General features: G+C 59.0%; 13 protein-coding genes and 1 tRNA gene. 3 read left to right on the top strand and 11 right to left on the bottom strand.

From position 1 onward, the window contains the following. Positions 1-164: 164 nt before the first annotated feature. Positions 165-1,607 carry an NADP-dependent succinate-semialdehyde dehydrogenase gene (gene gabD, locus ACVHNU_RS26005; RefSeq protein WP_003220501.1) on the bottom strand — a complete coding sequence of 481 codons (1,443 nt, stop codon included), beginning with the start codon at positions 1,605-1,607 and terminating at the stop codon, positions 165-167. A gap of 445 nt (positions 1,608-2,052) precedes the next feature. Between gabD and ACVHNU_RS26000 the strand changes: the two genes are divergently transcribed. After that, positions 2,053-2,129, top strand: a tRNA-Arg gene (locus ACVHNU_RS26000). 351 nt (positions 2,130-2,480) lie between these two features. Here the strand turns inward: ACVHNU_RS26000 and ACVHNU_RS25995 are convergent. The 4 genes from ACVHNU_RS25995 to ACVHNU_RS25980 form a co-directional block, all read right to left on the bottom strand. Beyond that, positions 2,481-5,627 carry a type I restriction endonuclease subunit R gene (locus ACVHNU_RS25995; protein WP_473020101.1) on the bottom strand — a complete coding sequence of 1,049 codons (3,147 nt, stop codon included), beginning with the start codon at positions 5,625-5,627 and terminating at the stop codon, positions 2,481-2,483. A gap of 242 nt (positions 5,628-5,869) precedes the next feature. After that, positions 5,870-7,039: an SIR2 family protein gene (locus ACVHNU_RS25990; RefSeq protein ID WP_473018565.1), complete on the bottom strand. Its 1,170-nt coding sequence runs from the start codon at positions 7,037-7,039 to the stop codon at positions 5,870-5,872. After that, positions 7,039-8,454 carry a restriction endonuclease subunit S domain-containing protein gene (locus ACVHNU_RS25985; RefSeq protein WP_473018564.1) on the bottom strand — a complete coding sequence of 472 codons (1,416 nt, stop codon included), beginning with the start codon at positions 8,452-8,454 and terminating at the stop codon, positions 7,039-7,041. Before ACVHNU_RS25985 ends, ACVHNU_RS25990 begins: the two co-directional genes overlap by 1 nt. Further along, the gene (locus tag ACVHNU_RS25980; RefSeq protein ID WP_473018563.1) at positions 8,444-10,159 is read right to left on the bottom strand and encodes a class I SAM-dependent DNA methyltransferase; all 1,716 of its coding nucleotides are present in this window, start codon (positions 10,157-10,159) and stop codon (positions 8,444-8,446) included. The genes ACVHNU_RS25985 and ACVHNU_RS25980 overlap by 11 nt, the downstream gene beginning before the upstream one ends. An 847-nt stretch (positions 10,160-11,006) precedes the next feature. Between ACVHNU_RS25980 and ACVHNU_RS25975 the strand changes: the two genes are divergently transcribed. Continuing rightward, positions 11,007-12,008 carry a restriction endonuclease gene (locus ACVHNU_RS25975; RefSeq protein ID WP_473018562.1) on the top strand — a complete coding sequence of 334 codons (1,002 nt, stop codon included), beginning with the start codon at positions 11,007-11,009 and terminating at the stop codon, positions 12,006-12,008. Between the two features lie 249 nt (positions 12,009-12,257). Here ACVHNU_RS25975 and ACVHNU_RS25970 read toward each other — a convergent pair whose 3' ends face one another. Next, a complete protein-coding gene (locus tag ACVHNU_RS25970; RefSeq protein ID WP_003220499.1) occupies positions 12,258-12,494 on the bottom strand; it encodes a hypothetical protein in 237 nt (78 codons plus the stop codon). 207 nt (positions 12,495-12,701) lie between these two features. Next, positions 12,702-13,262: a YbhB/YbcL family Raf kinase inhibitor-like protein gene (locus tag ACVHNU_RS25965; RefSeq protein ID WP_473018561.1), complete on the bottom strand. Its 561-nt coding sequence runs from the start codon at positions 13,260-13,262 to the stop codon at positions 12,702-12,704. A 139-nt stretch (positions 13,263-13,401) separates the two neighbouring features. On the opposite strand from ACVHNU_RS25965, the gene ACVHNU_RS25960 reads away from it, so the two are divergent. Further along, positions 13,402-14,925 carry an FAD-dependent oxidoreductase gene (locus ACVHNU_RS25960; RefSeq protein ID WP_473018560.1) on the top strand — a complete coding sequence of 508 codons (1,524 nt, stop codon included), beginning with the start codon at positions 13,402-13,404 and terminating at the stop codon, positions 14,923-14,925. A 30-nt stretch (positions 14,926-14,955) separates the two neighbouring features. On the opposite strand, the gene pgaD is transcribed toward ACVHNU_RS25960, so the two are convergent. The 4 genes from pgaD to pgaA are packed head-to-tail and all read right to left on the bottom strand — an operon-like array spanning position 14,956 to position 21,327. Then, complete coding sequence (gene pgaD, locus ACVHNU_RS25955; RefSeq protein ID WP_003220491.1) at positions 14,956-15,483, bottom strand: poly-beta-1,6-N-acetyl-D-glucosamine biosynthesis protein PgaD; 528 nt, start codon at positions 15,481-15,483, stop codon at positions 14,956-14,958. After that, positions 15,480-16,835 carry a poly-beta-1,6-N-acetyl-D-glucosamine synthase gene (gene pgaC, locus ACVHNU_RS25950; protein WP_400496522.1) on the bottom strand — a complete coding sequence of 452 codons (1,356 nt, stop codon included), beginning with the start codon at positions 16,833-16,835 and terminating at the stop codon, positions 15,480-15,482. The genes pgaD and pgaC overlap by 4 nt, the downstream gene beginning before the upstream one ends. Position 16,836: 1 nt before the next feature. After that, on the bottom strand, positions 16,837-18,834 hold the full coding sequence (pgaB, locus tag ACVHNU_RS25945; RefSeq protein WP_473018559.1) for a poly-beta-1,6-N-acetyl-D-glucosamine N-deacetylase PgaB: 1,998 nt from the start codon (positions 18,832-18,834) through the stop codon (positions 16,837-16,839). A 12-nt stretch (positions 18,835-18,846) separates the two neighbouring features. After that, on the bottom strand, positions 18,847-21,327 hold the full coding sequence (gene pgaA / locus ACVHNU_RS25940; protein WP_473018558.1) for a poly-beta-1,6 N-acetyl-D-glucosamine export porin PgaA: 2,481 nt from the start codon (positions 21,325-21,327) through the stop codon (positions 18,847-18,849). Between the last annotated feature and the right edge of the window lie 239 nt (positions 21,328-21,566).

The raw sequence follows: 21,566 nt of genomic DNA, 5'->3' as shown, positions 1-21,566 counted from the left end.
CATCGGGCGGTGTGGTTCAAGGATTAAGCGGGAGGAATCGGCGGTGGCAGCATGCGATGATCGACTGCCACGGCGTTCCCGGCCGCAGAGAAAATTCCGGTTTGAAACGACGCAAAGGGACAGCGCTCTCGTGCCCTTTGCGTTTGCAGCGATCCCTTCCCGGCTTAGATGCCCAGGCAGAGGTATTTGATTTCCAGGTAATCCTCGATGCCGTACTTGGAGCCTTCACGGCCCAGGCCCGACGCCTTGATGCCGCCGAACGGCGCGACTTCGTTGGAGATCAGCCCGGTGTTGACGCCGACCATGCCGTATTCCAGGGCTTCAGCCACACGGAACACCCGGCCCAGGTCGCGAGCGTAGAAGTAGGAAGCCAGACCGAACTCGGTGTCGTTGGACATCGCGATCACTTCGGCTTCGTCTTTGAAGCGGAACAGCGGTGCCAGCGGGCCGAAGGTTTCTTCCTTGGCGACAGCCGCGTCTTTCGGCACGTTGGTCAGGATGGTCGGCTCGAAGAAGTTGCCTTCCATCGGCTTGCCACCGGCCAGCACGGTGGCGCCTTTGGCCACGGCGTCAGCGATGTGCTCTTGCACCTTGGCCACGGCTTTCTCGTCGATCAGCGGGCCAGTGGTGGTGCCTTCTTCCAGACCGTTGCCGATCTTCAGCTTGGCCACCGCCACTTTCAGCTTCTCGGCGAACGCGTCGTAGACCGAATCCTGAATGTACAGACGGTTGGCGCAGACGCAGGTCTGGCCGTTGTTGCGGTACTTGGAGATGATCGCGCCTTCGACGGCCTTATCCAGGTCTGCGTCGTCGAACACGATGAACGGCGCGTTGCCGCCCAGCTCCAGCGAGACTTTCTTGATGTCCTTGGCGCATTCCGCCATCAGCTGACGACCGATTTCGGTCGAGCCGGTGAAGGACAGCTTGCGCACGATCGGGTTGCTGGTCAGCTCGCTGCCGATGTCGCCGGCGCTGCCGGAGACCACGCTGAACACGCCTTTAGGGATGCCGGCGCGCTGGGCCAGTTCGGCCAGGGCGAAGGCGGAGAATGGGGTTTGCGACGCCGGCTTGAGCACCATGGTGCAACCGGCGGCCAGCGCCGGGCCGGCTTTACGGGTGATCATCGCCGCCGGGAAGTTCCACGGGGTGATCGCGGCGGTCACGCCGATCGGCTGCTTGATCACGATCAGGCGCTTGTCTGGCTGGTGGCCCGGGATCACGTCGCCGTAGATGCGCTTGGCTTCTTCGGCGAACCACTCGATGAACGAAGCGGCGTAAACGATTTCGCCCTTGGCTTCAGCCAGCGGCTTGCCCTGCTCGAGGGTCATCAGGCGCGCGAGGTCGTCCTGGTTCTCGATCATCAGTTCGAACCAGCGACGCAGCTTGCCTGCACGCTCCTTGGCGGTCAGTGCACGCCAGGCCGGCAGCGCTTTGTCAGCGGCTTCGATGGCACGGCGGGTTTCGGCGGCGCCCATTTTCGGCACGGTGCCGAGGATTTCGCCGGTGGCCGGGTTGTTGACCTTGATCGTCTGACCGTTGTCCGCATCCACCCAAGCGCCATCAATGAAGGCTTGCTGGCGGAACAACTGGGTATCTTTAAGCTGCATGTCGGCTTTCCTTAACAGCACCGCGGCCTGCGCGGAGCAAAATTATGATTGTAGAAAGGCGCCTCGCAAGGCTGCCGTCAGGGAAATCATGGACCGGGCTGAAACCTCTAAATAGCGCACGGTTGCAAACACGTGCGGCTCAACACCCGATCAAAGAGCGTTTGAAATCTCAAACGGATCGTAGGAGCAAAGGGGTTAAAGGACAATAGGCCGTTCGAAAAAAAGAACAAAAACCCAGCGTTTGCTGGTTTTTTCAGATCAACGAGCAAAAACCCCCGGCCGCAGCCAAACCATAGATCAGCCGGGAAAAAGCGCCAAGCGAGGGTTTTGCAGGACGTTACAGCTTTAAGGAATGCAGCGTCTGCGCACCGACACGCGCACTGACAAAACCCGCCCAAACCCGGCATGGACGCCCCGAGCCGACCTAGGTATGATGTCGCCCGCTGCACCAGTAGCTCAGCTGGATAGAGTACTGCCCTCCGAAGGCAGGGGTCGTGGGTTCGAATCCCGCCTGGTGCGCCATGAATTGAAACCAGAAAGCCCCGGACTATGATGGTCCGGGGCTTTTTTGTGGCTGTGATTCGGCAATTGCTGTCCATGCCTGAAACACCTATCTTATCCTGCGTTTTCCTCAACGCATTCAATATGGCGATCAACGCCAAATCATGTATGCACTGGTACGACTGAGAACAAAGGAAGTGATATGGCAAAATTTGGATGATCCGTGGCGAGTCTGGTCGTCTATACGACGACTTCCGCGAACGGGGTGCCGCTGCCATTGGATGGTCAAACTCGCACCGTTGGCCAAACTGCGAAAAAGCAGTCAACCGAAGCTGACTGCCTAGTGCGACTGGCTACGTGATTGCTGCGGGCTTACAGAGACCATTCATTCGACAGAGACTCTGCCTGCTTCAGCACCAACTCCACTGCATCTGATTGCTCGTCTGGCGGGTACTTCCACCGCTGCAAACAGCGACGCACCAAAATGCGCAGCTTCGCCCGTACGCTCTCACGAACCTGCCAATCGATTGTCGTACTGGCGCGCAGCTTCTCGGTAAGCTCCATGGCGATTTTCTTGAGCGTCTCATCACCCAGCTCGCGCACCGCGCTTTCGTTGTTAGCCAACGCATCGTAGAAGGCTATTTCATCGTGGCCCAAGCCCAGCGAAGCTTCTCGCGCCAGCGCGGCCTTGAATTCCTTGGCCATCTGGATCAGTTCTTCGATGACCTGCGCCGTCTCGATCGCTCGGTTGTGATACATGCGTAATGTCTCCAGCAAGCGGTCGCCGTACTTCTTCTCCTGCACTACGTTGTTGCGCGCGCGCGCCTTAACTTCGTCACGCAACAGTTTTTCCAGCAGCTCCACGGCAAGGTTGCGGCTTTCCATCTGCCGCACGTCCTCCAGGAACTCATCCGAGAGCAGGCCGATGTTGGGCTTATCCAACCCGGCCAGCGTAAAAATATCGTCCACCCCATCTGAGATGATGGCATTGTCCAGAATCTGCTTGAGCGCGCTGTTCTTCTCGGCATCGCTTCGCTTCTTATCGACAGTGGTGAACTTGGTAATGGCCGCCTTGATGGCCGAGAAGAAGGCTATCTCCTTACGCAGTGGCGCGGCTTCATCCAACGTGCCACACAACGAAAAGGCCTTAGTCACTGCCAGAATGGTGTCGAGGAAGCGTGTTTTTCCGTCCTTCAGGCCCAGAATATGGTTGGCAACGGGCACCAGTAGTTCGAGTGGCCGGGTCTCAAATGCGCTGTAGTCGAAACCGTGCATCATTCCTCGCACGATATCCATCTTCTCTAACAACACAGCTAATGCTTCAGCAGAGTTGTGAGTGGGGTCACCCTTACCTTTGGCATCGGTATAGGTCTTCAGCGCCGCTTTCAGCTCGTTGGCGATGCCGATATAATCAACCACCAGGCCGCCAGGCTTGTTCTTAAATACCCGGTTGACGCGGGCAATGGCCTGCATCAGGTTGTGGCCTTTCATGGGTTTGTCGATGTACATGGTGTGGCAACACGGCGCGTCAAAGCCTGTCAGCCACATGTCGCGCACAATCACCAGCTTCAGCGGGTCTTTCACGTCTTTGAAGCGAGTTTCCAGACGTTTCTTCACCTGCTTGCTGTAAAGGTGCGGCTGCAACAGGGTCTTGTCGGCAGCCGATCCTGTCATCACGATCTTGATAGCCCCTAGCTCGGGGTCATCGCTGTGCCAGTCAGGACGCAAGCTTACGATGGCGTTGTAGAGATGGGCGCATATATCGCGACTCATGCACACGATCATGGCCTTGCCGTCTGCCACAGATACGCGCGCCTCAAAGTGTTCGATCAGGTCACGCGCCACTTGCTGCAGGCGAGGCTCTGAACCCACAAGCTTTTCCAGCGCGGCCCACTCGCCTTTGGTTTTTTCTCGGCTGACGATGTCTTCTTCGTCTTCTACAACCTCTTCAACCTGCTCATTGAGCGTGTCGATTTCGGCTTGGTTCACATCCAGCTTGGCCAAACGGCTTTCGTAGAAAATCGGCACTGTTGCGCCATCATCCACGGCATCCTGGATGTCATAGATGCTGACGTATTCACCAAACACTTCGCGGGTATCACGGTCTTCCAAGGCAATTGGCGTGCCTGTAAAACCAAGGAAGGTGGCGTTCTTCAATGCGTCGTGCAGATGTTTGGCATAGCCGAACACGTACTTGCCTGTCTTGGTGTCCAACCGGCCTTTGGTGCCATACTGGCTGCGGTGGGCCTCATCGGATATCACCACGATATTGGTGCGATCAGAGAGCAACGGATGCTTCTCTTCCTCTTCCTGCAGCGCGAATTTTTGCACCGTGGTGAAGATGATGCCGCCCGCCTCGCGTGAAGCCAGCATCTCGCGCAGCTCATCGCGGTCACCGGCTTGCAGAGGGGTGGTCTTGAGCAGGTCACTGGCGGCGCAGAAGGTGGCGTATAACTGGCCATCCAGGTCATTGCGGTCGGTCACGACGACTAACGTGGGGTTCTTCATCTCGGGTTGCTGCAACAGCTTACCCGCGTAGCACGCCATGGTGATGCTTTTGCCCGATCCCTGCGTGTGCCACACCACGCCTGCTTTGCGTGAGCCAGGCTGCACCTCTTTGGCATAGGTCGCACGCTCTTCGTGGACCGCAAGCACACCTTTATCCGCACTTTGGGACGCAATCACCGTGGCGCGCACGGCCTCGCGAACCGCATGAAACTGGTGATAGCCGGCAATCTTTTTGACGATGCTGTCGCCATCCTGCTCGAACAACACGAAGTGCCGCACGTAATCAAGAAACAACTCGGGCTTGAAGAAGCCACGCACCACCGTCTCCAGCTCCATCTGCAGGCGCGGACGGTCGTCTTCGTTCAGGATGGTGCGCCAGGGCAACATACGTTCGGCGTTAGCCGTCAGCGAACCGACCCGCGCTGTCCAGCCATCACTCACCACCAAGGCGGCGTTGCTGTTGAACAGGTCGCTGATCTCGTCCTTGTATGTCTGCAGCTGGTTAAAGGCGTCCCAGACGTCTGTTTGTTCGTTGGCGGGGTTCTTCAGCTCCACCACGGCCAACGGCAAGCCGTTGACGAAGGCGATCAAGTCGGGCCGGCGTGGTTGCCTCGTGCCGGTGATGGTGAATTGGTTCACCACCAGAAAGTTGTTGTTGCTGGGCTGGGCAAAGTCGATGAAATACACCCAGTCCTGCTTCTTCTGCTCGCCGACTTCAAACTCCACCGCCACACCGCTGAGCAACAAGCGGTGGACGCTGCGGTTGCGCACCACCATCTGCGGCTCGCTCACCGTTTGCAGCGCATGCACGGCCTGCTCAAGGGCGGCAGCCGGAATCTGCGGATTAATCCGTGCCAGTGCGGTCAACAGGCGCTCTCGCAGAACCACCTGGCGGTAGTAGGTACGCTCTGGGGCGCTGCTATCCGGCGCTATATCCGGGCCGTGGGCAAATTGCCAGCCAACCTGCTGGAACCAGCTCAGGCACAGTTCTTCGAGTTGCTGTTCGTTCAACATGTGAAACCCTTATGCCTTCCTGGGCTACCTGGCAAACGCCCTGGTTTGTGATGAGATAAGAAAACCCATGCAAATCAATGATTTAATGGATATTCGGCGACCAAGGCTGATTTGCGATGAAATGGCGGCTATGCCCATGCTGGGATGTACCCCGCATAGCGACTGGAGTCCGGCGTTTTTCAAGTTATGAGGCTTAAAGATGCTGCAAAGCCATAAGTCGATCTGTCCTGGTGAGCGGCTCATCCAAATACCACCTGTCTACGCGCTACAGCGATAGCCAGTCTGAGAATTTGTTCCAGCAGGCTGTGATCCGGCTTACCCTCAGCATCGTGGGGCGTCGTATACCAGAGCGGTCGAATCCTCAGCTGCAACAGCCGGGCTTCCTTACGGGCCCGTTCTTGCTGTGTGGCGGGTTCATTGAGCAGGGCAAAGTGATCCGGGATTTCAAATGCCGCTTCATCGACCACTGATTTGAAGAGATCGAGCGTCTTGTCCTGCTCCAGGCTACAGCCCAAGAACAGCAGTGAGTGGCTGATAAAGATTTGCCGCAGCGCCCGAGGCAACTGTTTTTGGAACGCGAACGGCTCGCCTGCGGCTCCGCCGTAGGCCTCCTGGTATTGCGCTTGGGTGAATACATGGGTGTTGGCCTGCCCGGCATCCCCGTGCAGCTTCAGAATGCACCGCTCACCGCGCAACAGCCGCTGCACGAAGTTATTGCCCGCCTGCATGCCGTGCATATAGCCATCCAATGGCTGGGTCTTTTCTCGAAACAGGTCCTCGATGACCGTATCGAAATTGGTGGTGACGATACAGCCGTTGGCGAGATCAGCTAGCAGTGTAACCGGCCCGGTGATCGCCCCGCGCTGGCGAAACTCGGTCTTGATGAAATGCCGCACAATTTCTGCGTCCGTTTCGTGCAGCACTTGCGCGGCTTGCAGGTAGTCGTATAGCGCCATCAGCGGCTCGATGTCCTGCACATCCAGACCACCTAGCTTTTGTGCGATCTTGCGCAACGCCTCGCCCCACATCGGATAACCGCAGGGCTTGGAGAGCCCCGCACCGACAAACGGCGCGATTCGCCCAAACCGAATGGCATCCACCAGGTCAAGGAAGACGGCTTGCTGGTCTGAGCCCTTGATAAAGGCCGTCGCCGCTTCATGTTGATTGACCTGACACTGGCCTTCCCAGTGATCCAACTCATCCAGGTAGGCGTCGCGCTCTACCCAGTACAAGGCATCGCTCACCTTGATCAGGTACTCGTGTTCCGGATCGCGCAAACTTTTAAATGACAGAGGCTCAGCCTCATCGAGCACCGTATTGAATTGCTGATTCGATGAATAAGCCGCCTGCAAGGCCTCCTCGACTTTGTCCACGATAAGCTTGTTTTCGCGGAGCTTCTTTATATCCATCAAGCGGTCCCTGCTTGTTCGGCTAGTGCTTCGACAGACAACTCGCCCGAGAGCAGCTTCGGGAGAAGAGTGTTACGCAATTCACCGAGCACACGCATCTGTTGAGCGAGGCGTTGCACCTGCCGAAAGAGAGGGGCAGCCGCGACTTGAAATGCTGCCAGCAGCACGGGGTCTGGGGTCAGCAAAGTTAAGGACTCGATGTGCGCCTTAGTGATAGCCTCGCGCGACGCGCCTGCATTCAGGCCGAGCAAATAGCTCTTGATATCTGGTCGCAGTAGGTGCATGTGAATAAAACGCGGCGGTACGCCAGCCTTGGCCCGGATTATTGCTACGTGCTGACTCACTCGAGCCGGAAGTGCATCAGGCTCGACAACACAGGTACGCAGAATTGACGCACCAGTGATGTTGAGCAGAACATCGTCTTCTTGAACCGTGACACCATTAAGCTGGGTGGCGGCTTCGTCCGAAATGCGGGCCAAGCCCTCCCAGACAAAAAAGCCGTCGAAGACGTTTTGACTGCGAATGAGCGCCACGCCCTCTTCGAGGTAAACTTCTTTGCCGCCTCGCGGTGTTGAACCGCTGCCAATCTTGTCCGTGAGCTGTGCCAGTGTTTTGTAGCTCCAGCCCTTGGGAACCCCACCCAACTCCGACTCTACCATCTCATCCGGAAACAGCGCAGCGGTGGCAGCGAGTTGTTTGTATTGCTCAGGTGGCAGCGCATCGAGTTCGGCATCAGGTTTTCCGCTGATGGAGCTTATCGCGGCGCGCAGCGGGTCGCGGCCCTCGGCAAGGGCTGCGATCTTGGCTTTGACCGGGTCGAAATCGACAAACCACGATCTGAAGATGGACTGAGCTATGGCTTCGAGGGTTTGGTTGATGCAGCGGTTAAGGTTTATCTGTCCGTCTACTGATTCAAGATTCGCGGTGATAAATACTCTGAGATTTTCAGGTGGGTTCGGAACCAACAAACCTTTCAAAGCCGCTGCCGAAATATTTCCCTGAACAGATCCATTGTCTAGCGATTTGATTACGTTTTGTGCCTCAGGACAACCAAGCACAAATCGCAGATACCGTGCCATTCCTTCATCGCTCGCTCTGAGGATCACAAGTGAGGAAGCAATAGCACCCTTTGAATCATCCCCTACATACCCGAGCTTCCCAAGTGAGCCTCGCAGACAAAAAAGAATGTCTCCGCGCTGAACATGCCCGCTACGAAGTTTCGAATAGGACGCGGGGGGAATTTTTTTGGCTTCTTGCCAAGCAATCTTTCCCTCACCGACATCCGTCGCACTAAGGAACGGAATTCCGTCCGAAACGTAGTCGGTTGGTTTTGGGTAGTTCTCTCCTCGGTCTCCATTTATAAACCTTGCCAGGGATCCAAGAGGCACAAGGTCAAAGCGGGACTTAAAACTCATAACCCAACCCCGCCAAGTTCTTCTTGATTTCCTTCTCCAGTTTTGCACTTTCTGCAAACTGCTCTGCCAACTGCGCCGTCAGCCGCGTCATCTTGTCGGCAAAGGCTTCACCGTCATCTTCCTGCTCCTCGGCACCTACATAGCGCCCCGGCGTTAGCACATGCTGGTGCTTGCGAATGTTGTCAAGCGAAGTTGAGGAGCAGAAGCCCGGGACGTCTTCGTAATCCTCGCCGTGCTGCCAGGCATGGAAGGTGTCGGCCACTTTCTGAATGTCGTCCTGGGTGAAGTCGCGCAACACGCGGTCTTTCATATAGCCAAGCTGGCGCGCGTCGATAAACAGGAACTCGCCGCGCCGGTCGCGCTTCTTTTTGTCCAGGTTAAAGCCGTTGGCCTTGTCTTTGGTGAGGAACCAGATACAGGCAGGAATCTGCGTGTTGGTGAACAACTGGCCGGGCAGTGCGACCATGCATTCCACATAGTCTTGCTCGATCAGCTGCTTGCGGATTTCGCCTTCGTTGTTGGTGTTACTGCTCATCGAGCCATTAGCCAGCAGCAGCGCCATACTGCCGGTGGGGGCCAAGTGGTAGAGCATGTGCTGCAGCCAGGCGAAGTTGGCGTTGCCTTGCGGGGGCGTGCCAACCAGCCAGCGGGGGTCTTGCTCCAGTTTGGCGTTCCACCACTCCTTCATATTGAAGGGCGGGTTGGCCATCACGTAGTCGGCGCGCAGATCGGGATGCAGGTCGTTTTGCAGGGTGTCGCCAGGCTGACCTCCAAAGTTAAAGTCCAGCCCGCGGATGGCCATGTTCATGGCTGCCAGCTTCCAGGTAGTAGGGTTGCTTTCCTGACCATAAACACTGATTTGGCCGGTCTTACCGTTAACCACTTTGCCGCCGTGCTCGGCGATAAACTCCTCGCTTTGCACAAAGAAACCGCCCGAACCCATGGCCGGGTCATACACCCGCCCCTTGAAAGGCTGCAGCATCTCGACGATCAGCGTGACGATGCTCTTGGGCGTGTAGTACTGGCCGCCTTTTTTGCCCTCCGCCAGGGCAAACTGGCCAAGGAAGTACTCGTAGACGTGGCCGAGGATGTCTTTGCTCTTTAGATTCAGCGGCTGGCCGTTGTAGCTAGGCTGGCTGAAGTTGGTATCGGAGAAGTGGGCGATCAGGTCGGCCAACTTGTGGCTGTCGAGCTGGGTGCGGGAAAACTCCTTGTTGAGCACGTTCTTGAGTTTGACGTTCTCGCGCTCGATGGCTTCCATGGCGTTGTCGATCAGCCAGCCGACGGTGCGCATCTTTTCTGCCGTGTCTTTACCCGGCGCGTTCCAGGGCAAAGGTTCGCCGGGTGGTAGTTGCGCTAACTCACGCAGGGTTTGCCAGCGCGCCTCAATCGGCACCCAGAAAACGTTTCGCTCGGTGTAGTAGTCGCGCACCTCCAACTCGGCGGCGACATTCTCTTCGTACTCTTCGCTGCCAAGGTCGCCGTAATCCGCCGGGTCCATGAAGTAATCGTCGGCAGGGTTGGTGAGTTGCGCGCGCAGCTCGCGCTGGCGTTCCTCGAAGGCGTCGGATACGTACTTGAGAAAAATCAGGCCAAGCACCACGTGCTTATAAACCGATGCATCCAAGGAAGAACGCAGCTTATCAGCGGCCGTCCAGAGCTTCTTTTCGAGCTCAGTGAAAAATTGTTGTTCGATGGGGTTCATCTGGTCATTCCCTAATGGCTAGGCACGCCGTTTTAGCAGGGCATGTCCAGCGAGATTCGCGCTCAGCGCCTCGCTAAGTGCTGAGAGGCTGTAGTGCGCGGAAAGATACATGCCGTGGCCCTTTTAACGCCACAGCAAATGGCATGGCGAGCCACAAATAACTCTATTTGACTGAATCCCCTGCTTTTGTAGCCATCTAAGAACCACTTGTGGCGTAAGCATTATCGTTCTCGATTGACCGTACCAGGCTGGTCACAGCCAGTAACGTGCTCGGCGTCTATTGGCCAAGGCAGATGCATGCGGTGGTCAGTGCGAATGCAATTGGCTGGGTGGCGGCAATGCAGTTTGGTGGACAAGCGTGATGCAATTATGTAGCAGGGATTTGCTGCGAGTGATGCCACAAATTTGCCACACTCGCTCTGCTAACCGGGGCGACAACCCGCTAAACCCAGCTATCACAACCCGTTGATTTCCCGCCGAATCCCCGCTAACGTATTGATTCTAAACGTCGACTTTTAGGACTCCGAAGGCAGGGGTCGTGGGTTCGAATCCCGCCTGGTGCGCCATGAATTGAAACGAGAAAACCCCGGACTGTGATGGTCCGGGGCTTTTTTGTGGGCGCAACTTTTCCTGGCAAATGATTACGCAAGGCTTAAACAGATGGGGCAGTTGTCAACTTAGAGTTGACAACTGCCCCAGTCGACGCACTAAACGTCATCGACGAAATCTTCGACATTGCCGCTCATGACTGAAGCAATTACCTTACTCTGCGATTCTTGCGATGCGCTACGAGATCGGTCGGGAAAACTAGCAATCGCATACGAAACTCAAAAACCAAGGAGGTGATATGACCAAAATGTGGATGATCCGTGGCGAGTCTGGTCGCCTGTACGATGATTTCCGTGAGCGCGGTGTGGTCGCAATCGGATGGTCAAAGCTCGCACCGTTGGCGAAGCCCGGCATGTCGCGCAAGGAAGTCACTCGCCTCTATCAAGACATTGAGCCCAACATCAAACCCGGCACAGCCATATCAGGTGCATCGCAGGTTTGGCGCTTCATCAATGAAATTCAGCCCGGCGACTGGGTCGTCACCTACTCTCCCGCCAACCGCACCTATCTCGTTGGCAAGATCACCGGTGATTTCAAACATAACCCTGATTTGGCTGACATCGGTATGTCCCTGACGCGTCCGGTGCAGTGGATTGATCAAGAAGTAGATCGCGACAGCCTTACCTCCGCGAGCAAAAACAGCCTCGGCTCCACGCTCACAGTGTTCGTCGTTCCAGACTTCGCGTTGCAAGAGCTAAAAGCGATGGCAGCTGGCAACAAGCCTCCGGCGCTACCGCCTGTCGAAGAAGAATATCCGGATAGCGACCCTCTGGCTGGCATGGAAAGTCTGGCGCTTGAACGTATCAAGGATCTGATCAGCGCCCTGCCGTGGGACGATATGCAGCATCTTGTTGCCGGTATTTTGCGAGCAATGGGTTACAAGACGCAGGTCTCTCCGGCTGGTCCTGATCGCGGTAAGGACATCATCGCGTCACCGGATGGATTCGGCTTTGAGAATCCACGAATCATCGTGGAGGTTAAGCACCGCAAAGAGCAGATGGGTAGTCAGCAAATCCGCAGCTTCCTTGGTGGACGGCACAAGGATGATCGCGGACTTTATGTGAGTACCGGCGGTTTCAGTAAGGACGCCTACTACGAAGCTGAGCGGGCTAATGTGCCGCTAACGCTTTGGACATTGGACAACCTCGTACGCGCATTGATTGAGCATTACGGCCAGACCGATTCGGAGACCAAGCGGTTGATACCGCTAAAGATGACGTACCTGCCTGTTGCTGTCTGACACGCTGATGTTCTAACTCTCGAACGATACCCGGCCAGATGCTCCAAAATGGGCAACCATCAAGTAAAACTTGACGGTTCGAGCCTCGTACTTGAGTCGGGTCAGGTAGCTTTCTTGGGTAGTTTCTGAGGTGGTTTCTTGGGCAGTTTCTTGGGTAGCCCCAAGAAAATCGATCGTGGTTTTTCTAGCATCGCTGTCCGACCACCCTCAGCGCTCAGTACTTTGGGGTGGGAGTTCCATGGTTATCCGTCACTCCGTCGTCCAGTCAAACTCGTCGTAATCGTCGTCTTCGTCTTCCTGATCTTCCCCAACCTCCTCAAAAACCTCGTCCTCTTCCACGACGTCTTCTTCCGACTGGTTCAGCAGAAACTCCTTGCGAGCCTCGGTAATCGCTCGCCGCATCTCCTCGCCCTTCTGCGGGCAGTTGAGGAGTTGGGCGATGCGGTCGATTTTTGGTGCCACTTTGTTCTCCAGCGCTTCAGCCATGGCCCGATAGTGCGCGTTTTTGCCGGGCAATGCCAAATGGCTGGAGATTCATCCGCTCGCTAGCAGCGGATTTGTTCGCGGCACAGGCGTCGCGGTAAAGGCAGGCAACGAAACACGGGGCTGCCCGCCTCAGTGGATGAACGTGATCCTTCATCCACTGAGGCAGCCAGCCCTTTCAGATCGGGTTAAACGCCGCTGAAAATTTTTTCAGCGGTGATAACGCCGCACCACGCTGCTGTTACGCAGTACGTGGCCTTTGATTTTGTCCATCAGCTCGGCGCGGGTCAGGCCGGCGGGCAAGGCGTCCGGGGCCAGATCGAGGGCGTAGATCTGAATGATGTAGTGGTGGGCGCTGTCGCCGACCGGAGGGCAAGGCCCGATGTAGTGGGTGGTGCCTTTGGTGTTGGTACCGCCCACGCCTTCAAGACTGGATTTGGCGCCGACGCCGGCCGGGATCTGCCGGGTGGTGGCCTTGATGCCGTAGTGAATCCAGTGATCGACGCCCAGGCCTTTCTGGCCGTCCGGATCGTGCATGACGATCGCGTAGCTCAGGGTACCGGCAGGGCCCGCATTCCAGGCCAGCGCTGGCGACTGGTTCTTGCCGCCACAGCCTGCCGCATCGCTCGCGGCAGCCGAGGTGAACAGGCGGTTGTCCGAGACACCGGGGATGTCGAGGGTAAAGCGCTCGGCCGCCTGCGCCGGAAACTGCACGCAAAGGGCGACGGCGACGGCCGCCAGCCAAGGGTTGAGAGAGGTCAATCGGGTCATTCCGGGAGCACCTTGTGCAGTTGGGCCTTCGTCGGCCTGCAAACTATAGCCGTACCGTTCGTGCCGTGGCAGTAGCAATTGGCTGAACCTCGCACTGCGCCGCAAACTCGTAAGAGAAATACCTGCCAGGAGCACGAACATGAGCCTGCACCGTGTCGCCCGTTTCGCCGATGTCCCTGAAGACCGTGGCCTGCCGGTGCAGATCGGCGACTGCAAGCTGGTTTTGTTGCGTGTCGCCGGCCAATTACGTGCATTTCAGGGCGAATGCCCACACGCCGGCGCGCCATTGGCTGACGGAGCGCTGTGCCATGGTCGTCTGATCTGCCCGTGGCACAAAGCCGCGTTCCGCGCCGAAGACGGTGCACTGTGCGAACCGCCGGCGCTGGACAGCCTCAAGCGTTATCCGCTGGAAATGCGTGGTGATGAAGTCTGGGTGGATGATCAGCCGATATTCGATCCGCATGTTCCACCGGCCGATGATGCGCGCACCTTTGTGATCGTCGGTGCCGGAGCAGCAGGCACGGCGTGTGCGGCGGCGCTGCGGGAAAAGGGCTTTGGTGGCCGCGTCGTGATGATCGACCATGAACCCGAGGCCGGCTATGACCGTACGGTGCTGAGCAAATTCGTCCTCGCCGCAGAGATGCAAGTCAGCGAAACCCCGCCGCTGCGTGATGACGTTTTTTACCGTGAACAACGCATCGAACGCCTTCAGGACGAAGTCCGGTCAATCGATGTCGACGGCAAAATCCTGCACCTGCGCGAGGGCCAATCCCTGCGTTACGACGCGGCCGTGCTGGCCACCGGTGCTGTGCCCAATTCACTGGAGCTGCCCGGCGCCGATCTGCCGCAAGTCTTTGTCCTGCGCTCGAAGGCGCAAGCCGGGCAGATCATGAGCGCAGCCAAGGCGGAGCAACGCGCGGTCATCATCGGTGACAGCTTTATCGCCCTCGAATGCGCTTCGGCGTTGCGCCAGCACGGCCTCGAAGTGACCGTGCTGGCGCGGCACCAGGTACCGTTCGCCGCGCAGTTCGGCGAAGCCGTGGGCAAAGCGATCCGTGCACTTCACGAAAAAAACGGGGTGAAGTTCATCGCTGAGCATCAAGCGCGGGAAATCGTTGGTGAAGGCAAGGTGGAGGCAGTGCTGCTGGATAACGGCCTGCGGGTGAAGGCGGATCTGGTGCTGGCAGGGATCGGCGTACGTCCGGCCACCGAGGCCTTCGCCTCGCTGCCCAGGGAAAAGGATCAGTCATTGCGGGTCGATGCCGGCATGCGCGTCGCTGAAGGCCTGTGGGCGATTGGCGACATCGCGACCTTTCCCTTGAACGGCCAGCCACAACGCATCGAACACTGGCGCCTGGCCCAGCAACACGCGCGCATCGCCGCCGCCAACATGCTCGGCGCTGACGAGCATTATCTGGACGTACCGTTTTTCTGGACCTGGCACTTTGGCAAGAACTACGACTACCTGGGCCACGCCGAACATTGGGATGAAGTGGAGTTCATCGGTGAGCCGGAACAGCCACCGTTCCTTGGCCTGTTCGGCAGAAACGGCGTCGTCGTGGCCGCCGTGGCGTGCGAGAAAGAGCGGGAGATGGCCATGCTCGCCGAACGCATGAAGCAACCGCTGCAGATGGAAGAAGCGTGGGAGCTGATTCGCGGGTGAATACAGCTCCTGCCGAGGTTCGTGAGCCGTTCAGTGAGCCGTTGGCCCGCGATTGTCATCGTCTTCCGAGTGCAGAAAGATCACCCGCGGATGCTCCAGCGGCGCCAGCGGCGGTGGCAGTTCCGTGGCCTCGACTGGCCTGAAGTTCAGCACGACACGGCTGACATCGCCCTCCTGGTCGTTATGAATGGTGATCACCCCGGGGGTGCGCAGCTGCTGCAAGCGGTCATCGCAGATCTTGAAGCTCTTGCTCAGGCCTTCGTCATCGACAACCGGTGCCGGTAATCGACGCTGCGCGAAGCTTCGGCTTTTGCGCTGCTGATAACGCGCCCAGCCAATCAGAATGACCGCATTGACCAGCGCCACCCACAGGTAAATCTCCAACGTACCCAGGGCCTCGAACGCCGAACTGTCGATCCGCGGCCCGCCGGCGTGCGTCTCGATCAATGGCCACAACCCGCGTATCAGCAGGTACAGCAGGCCAACCCAGGCCAGCACGGTGAGGATCACATCGACCACCACCAGAAATGGCCGCTGGCGGGTCCGGATGATTTTCATTTGATGACCTCCTCTTCGTCGTCTCCGGCCGGTTTGATACCCCGGTCAGGACTGACCCAACGCGCACGCTTCTGATGTTGGCCGAACAGCACTTTGGGAAAACTGACGAGCGTGGTCAGCAGGCTGATGAACCAGAACACCAGCGGATACCACACCACCCAGAACATGGTTCGGCCCAGCCCCGGTTCGTAGCGCCGGTCGATAACGATACTGACCGCGAACTGCACCAGACAGACGAACGCCAGCAACAGTCCGGTGAACGCCGGCGGCATCAGGTGGTGTACGGCGATGGCGTCGGGCATGACCACGAACTTGCCGATCGCCCAGAAAATCACCGACAGCAGGAAGGTGAACGCCCAACCGGTCGACAGGCAGTATTCAAACAGCAGTGGCCACAGATAACGATGGCGGTACTGCCAGATGCCGCGGATGTTCTTGAACAGCACTTCGGCACCACCCTGCGCCCAGCGCAGGCGCTGCTTCCACAGGCCGCGCAGGGTCTCCGGCATGAGGATCCAGCACAGCGCACGCGGTTCGTAGAAGATGCTCCAGTGATCGAGTTGCAGCTTCCAGCTGATGTCGATGTCTTCGGTGATCATGTCTGGGCTCCAGTAGCCGACCCGGTTCAGCGCCGTACGGCGGAACGCGACGATGACCCCGGACACGGTGAAGATCCGCCCGAACACCCGTTGCGTGCGTTTGATCAGGCCGATGATCGACGAGAACTCGCCGACCTGCACCCGCCCGACCAGCGTCGACCGTGTGCGGATTCGCGGGTTGCCGGTCACCGCGCCCAGCCGCGCGTTGTCAAGCATCGGCGCCACCAGATAGGCCGCGGTGTTCGGCGCAAGCAACGCGTCACCGTCGATGCACACCAGATATTCGCTGCGCGCAGCAATGGCGCCCATGCGCAGGGCCACGGCCTTGCCCTGGTTTTCCGCCAGATGCAGGACCCGCAGCCGCGGGTCTTCCTGAGCGAGCCGGTCGAGCACTTCGGCGGTGTTGTCCTTGGAGCCGTCGTTGATCGCGATGACTTCGATGTTCGGGTAATGCTGGGCCAGCGCCGCGTGAATGGTGTCGGCGGCGTTTTCACCTTCGTTGTAGCAAGGAATCAGGATCGAGATCAGCGGCTCGCCTTCCAGTGGCGGCGGCAGGGTGTCGTCCTTCCATGGCCAATGGCGCTCCCAGTGCAGCCAGAAATACAGGCCGCCGGCAATCCACAGCCCGGACATGAACAACGGGTAGAAGAACACGAAGTCCATCAGGAACTGCCCGGTGACCAGGAAGATCAACCCCAGCGGCACGCCGAGGACGAGCGCCAGAACAAGCAGGGCTAACAGTCTATCCAGCATGTCATGGGTTCCATTTGTTGGAGAGCGCAGGCCTTACGGTTTTCAGGTCCGGCAGGTTGTCGAGGAAGTTGTCCGGGTAGTAACCGAAGCTGGTCGCACCCTGACGCTTGAGCCGGCCCATCCAGTCGGCCAGTTGCACACCGTCGATGTCGGCCTGATCCTTTTTCGTCCAGTCGCGGGCCTGCAGTTCGAACACCGTGCGATCCAGTGCACCGGGGCGCTGCTTGATCTTTGCCACCAGTTCTTCGAGCCACGGGCCGGATTGCGCCTGGGTCTGTTTTTCCATCAACGGCATGGCCATCGGCGCCGTCCAGTCGTAGGCCGCGAGGAAGTCGTCGAGGTTCTGCGCGAACCAGGCTTCGCTGTCGGGATTGAGCACCGGTTCGGCGAAGATATTGCGCGCGGTCAGCACCTGTGGGCCACGGATAGCCCGGACTTTGGCGGTCAGCTCGTTGGTGAAGTCGATCAGGTATTGGCTCTTGAAGCGCGTCCAGCGCTGCATCGCCTCCGGATCGGCGCGCAGCGCGGCAATCGAACCCGGCAAACCGTGTGCTGCATAAGCTTTCAGCGCTTGCGGACTGGCATCTTCGAAGTCCGAGAGCACCGCGTCGTCGTGGTAAAGGATGCCGTCGACCGAAGTCAGGCGCGCCACGTCTTCGTAGATTTCGCCAATGATCCGCCGCACTTGCGGATCGAACGGCGACAAACGCTGGTACTGGTCCGGATCCACCGCAGTGGTGCCGGTCTTCGGATCCCAGCGAGTTACGCGCGGCAGCTTCGAATCGAGGCCGAAACTCAGCACCGGCATCCACGCGAACACTTTCACGTGGGCCCGTGTCCGCAGTTGCCAGGCTACACGGTCGAAGATATCGGCGCGCACCGGCAAGTGACGGTTGGGGAAATACAGCGAGTGCACCAGACCATCGCCTTTCGGATCGGCGAAAGCTTGCAGGAACACGGTGTTGGCGCCCATGTCGGCCATGCGCTGGATCAGTTTGCCGAGGTTGATTTCCTGCTGCGCCGGATCAGGGTCGTAAACGTTGTCCAGATCCACGTGCACCACGCGCATGGTGAAGTCCGATTGCACGCCGACGATGCTGTTGGCGAAATGCTCGCCGTCAGGATCGGAGGCAACGAGGAAGCGCGGGCTGCTCATCAGGTTGTCGAGAGCGTCGAGGCCGTCGTCGAGCGTCAGAGCCAATTCATAGCCTTCTTCGCCAATGACCGTCAGCGAAGTGCCATCCGCCGTCCCGTACGGCCAGACCCAGACGCGCGGCTTCTTGCCGGTGACCTTGCGGATTTTTTCCGAAATGGTCACCACGTCGTTGCGAATCCGTGCGCGGAAATCATCTTCCGATTCATAGCGCTTGGTCACCGGATCATAACGCCGGGTCGCGGCCGCCGGCTGCAGGTTGCCCTGCGGATTGGCGAGGATGCCCTTGTGGCTCGCGTCGGTGTGAGCGGCGATTTCCACCAGCCCCGATTGCGAGATTTCCCGCACCTGGTCCCAGGTCAGAAACTCGGAACGCGGACGCATATCGCCAGCGAAATCCACCCGTTGGTTCGAGGGTGTATCGATCCAGGTGCCGACCGGCGCCAGCAAGGCGTGCCAGTTGTAGGCGCGCAGCACCGGCAGCACGCGAGTATAGAAGCTTGAATAACCGTCGTCGAAACTGAGCAGAATCGCTTTGGCCGGCAGTTCCGGGCCGCCCTTGCGCGCCGCCATGATCTGATCGACGGTTACCGGCTTGTAGCCGTTCTCGCGCAGCCAGGCCAACTGTTCGATCATGCGCTCGGTGCGTACTGCCACCACCGCCTGATCCGGATCGCGGTCTTCGATGTCGTGATAAGCAATGCCCAGCACGTGATTTTTCGGCCACGGTTTTTCGCTGGCCGCCAGCGGTCGTTCCGACGGCGGCGCGAAGGCCGGGGCTTGCTGGGCACAGGCGCTGACCAGCAGCACTCCCAGCAGAAGGATGAAACGCGAAATCAAAGGCATCTTCAAACTCTTCTAGAAGCGGAAAGTGAGGTCGACGAGCAGACGCAGATCGGTTTCCCGATCGCCGTCGTAGGGCCGGTTGATCACACTGAACAAGCCGCCCACCTCGAACACGTCGTTCCAGGCATAACGTTGGCCATAACCGAGCATCGCCATGCCGCCAGTACCGTAATCACGCTGGCTGTAGGTGCCCGCACCGGCCTGGAACTGCTGGCTCCAGGAGGTTTCGTAGCGGTGGTACAGCACGTGATTGACGTTGACCGTGGGCATCACACTGAAGTCCGCCTTCGGGTTGAAGTACGGCACGTCTTCGGAGTTGGAGTTGTGGCTGGTGCCGACTTCCAGACCGGCGTCGACCTGCACGTGCGGCGTGCTGTAGACGCCCTCGCGCCCGGTGAGCAAGGCTTCGACGCGGTTGTTGCCGTCGCTGAAGTGCGATGGGCTGACGGAGAGTTTCCACTCGCGGCTTTCGTTGGCGCGCCAGCGGATGAACGCGTTGCCGCCGTTGGCCTTGATATCGCTGTTCAACGCACGCAACGGCGTCTCGGCCGACAGATAGGAGAAGCTGCCGCCGTACTGCCAGTTGTCGTTGATGTCGCGAGCAATCGCCACGCGCGCGCCTTGCTTGTCGCCATAGCCGTAGTCGTGGTTGGAGACTTCGGCTTCCAGGGTCATATCGCGGGTACGCCGCTCCAGACCCACGCGCTGGAAGCGGTCGGTACCGGTGCCTTCGGCAAAATCACCAGTGGCATAACCGGCGCCGACGAATACCCGCCAGTCTTCATCGATCGGCGGGCTGTACAGCGTGCTCTGGATGCCGAAATCACGGCTGCCGCTGACCGCCCCGGCGCCGCTGCTGCCGCCGCCATTGGCCTTGCCGCCGTAGGCTTCGACGCGCAGTTCGGACATGTCATGCACTTCACGCTCACGCTCGGCGCGCTGCACCTGGCGATTGTCAGGGAAACGCTCGACGAGGTCGTCGGTCAGCGCATCCATTTGCCGCCATTCCTGCAGGGTCATGGCGGTGCGCGCCTGAGCGAGTTCCAGGCTCATGTCGCGCGGCACCATGCTCTCGACTTCCTTGAGCTGACTCTCGGCGCGGCGCGGCCAGTCACGGGCCAGATACAGATCCGCCTGGGCCACGCGCAAGCCGACGTTGCCCGGCGCCTGGTCGACGAGGGTCTGCAGGCCTTCCTCGCCGTGAGGCAGGTCGGCGCCGTACGTCCCGGCCTGCGCGGCCAATTGCTGAGCATCCATCCACTCGTCGTTGGGGTTGCCGATCGGCAGACCCTTGAGTTCGACCCGTGGCTTCTCTGACTTTGCCAGATCATCCGCAACCTTGCGGGCCTCCTCGGGGTGATCACTTTCCAGCAGCGAGTAATACAGGGCGGTGGTGTCTTCCAGACGATCCCCCGGATCGGCGTCAGGTGCCGCCAGCACCTGACGGTACAGATCGGTGGCGATTTCCGGCTGGCGCTGATCCAGATACGACGCCGCGACCCAACGCAAGGCGTAGGTCGGGACCTTCACGCCTTCGGCTTGCAGCTTCTGATATTCAGTGATGACTTCAGCGGTTCGCGTCCGCGCCTTGAGGGCGCCCATGCGGTCGATGCGCCAGCGAACCACGTCGTCGTGGGCACTGGCGTCGGGGGTCCAGGTGGCGAGCAGCTTGTCGTAGTCGGCCAGCGCGCGGTCGGCGATGACGTAGCGCTCTTTTTCGCTGCGAGTGGCGAACTCGGCGAGGCGCACACGCTCGGCGGCCAGGTCGCCTTCGAGGCGGCGCAGGGTTACCGGGTCGATCAGGCCCGGACGCTGGTTGGCCAGACGCAGTGCCGGCTCCGGCAGACGCGCCTTTTGCAGGGCCACCACATACTCACGGGCAACGTCAGGTTTGCTGCCGGCGCGGATGAACGCCTGATCATATTCAAACAGGGCATCGTATTGCTTGCCGGCGCGGGTCAGGGCATAGCCCAGTGCGAGGCGACGCGAGGGATCATCGGGTTTGGCGGCGACCAGAGCCTTGGCGCGGGTCACGGCTTCGTCGGGTTTGCCCGAGTCGGCCTGGGTCAGCGCCAGCCCCAGTTGCAGATCAGCGTTGCTCGGCTCCAGCGCCAGGGCTTTGTTGTAGACCTGGATTGCCTGATCCCAACGCTTGAGGTTGCGATAGGCACGGGCCGTGGCGGTCAGTGCCTGCACCGGCAGCGCACGGTCGCGACCCTGGGTCTCATAGACCTGCACCACTTCGGCATCAAGACCGGCCCAACTGGCGATCTGCAGGTGATCGCTGATCTGCCCGGTGGTCGATTGCCCGGGCGGCACCTGACGCAGCACATTCAGCGCGGGCGTAGTCTGCCCGGCACGGGCATCACGCACCATCTGATCATAGGGCGTATCGGCATACGCCAGTGCCGGCCAGAGCAACTGGCTGCACAGCGCGACACGAAACAACGGGCGTAAACCACGATGTAGAACAGGCACATCAATACGCGGCATTCGTCAGCATCCTTACATGGCCAGCCGGGTCGCAATGCCCCCCTTGCCCATTAGTAACGGCGGCCGAGTCGAGAGCACTCGGCCAAGCTTAGTCAGGCAGTCTTGCATGCAAGCGTAGACCAATATTCAGAACACAATAATTGTTCAGATTCGTGACGCAGCGTCTGCCCCCAACCTGAGCAAAGCCTGATGCCAGACAGCAAAACGCCCGGCGTCTGCATTGCGCAGAGGCCGGGCGT

This window comes from Pseudomonas sp. Ors-4-3C, assembly GCF_055755035.1.
This window is presented reverse-complemented; position numbering and strand designations above follow the sequence as displayed.

Coding starts and splice junctions, on each gene's coding strand:
- gabD (WP_003220501.1), bottom strand. CDS start 1,607: ATGCAGCTTAAAGATACCCAGTTGTTCCGCCAGCAAGCCTTCATTGAT.
- ACVHNU_RS25990 (WP_473018565.1), bottom strand. CDS start 7,039: ATGGATATAAAGAAGCTCCGCGAAAACAAGCTTATCGTGGACAAAGTC.
- ACVHNU_RS25985 (WP_473018564.1), bottom strand. CDS start 8,454: ATGAGTTTTAAGTCCCGCTTTGACCTTGTGCCTCTTGGATCCCTGGCA.
- ACVHNU_RS25980 (WP_473018563.1), bottom strand. CDS start 10,159: ATGAACCCCATCGAACAACAATTTTTCACTGAGCTCGAAAAGAAGCTC.
- ACVHNU_RS25975 (WP_473018562.1), top strand. CDS start 11,007: ATGACCAAAATGTGGATGATCCGTGGCGAGTCTGGTCGCCTGTACGAT.
- ACVHNU_RS25970 (WP_003220499.1), bottom strand. CDS start 12,494: ATGGCTGAAGCGCTGGAGAACAAAGTGGCACCAAAAATCGACCGCATC.
- ACVHNU_RS25965 (WP_473018561.1), bottom strand. CDS start 13,262: ATGACCCGATTGACCTCTCTCAACCCTTGGCTGGCGGCCGTCGCCGTC.
- ACVHNU_RS25960 (WP_473018560.1), top strand. CDS start 13,402: ATGAGCCTGCACCGTGTCGCCCGTTTCGCCGATGTCCCTGAAGACCGT.
- pgaD (WP_003220491.1), bottom strand. CDS start 15,483: ATGAAAATCATCCGGACCCGCCAGCGGCCATTTCTGGTGGTGGTCGAT.
- pgaC (WP_400496522.1), bottom strand. CDS start 16,835: ATGCTGGATAGACTGTTAGCCCTGCTTGTTCTGGCGCTCGTCCTCGGC.
- pgaB (WP_473018559.1), bottom strand. CDS start 18,834: ATGCCTTTGATTTCGCGTTTCATCCTTCTGCTGGGAGTGCTGCTGGTC.
- pgaA (WP_473018558.1), bottom strand. CDS start 21,327: ATGCCGCGTATTGATGTGCCTGTTCTACATCGTGGTTTACGCCCGTTG.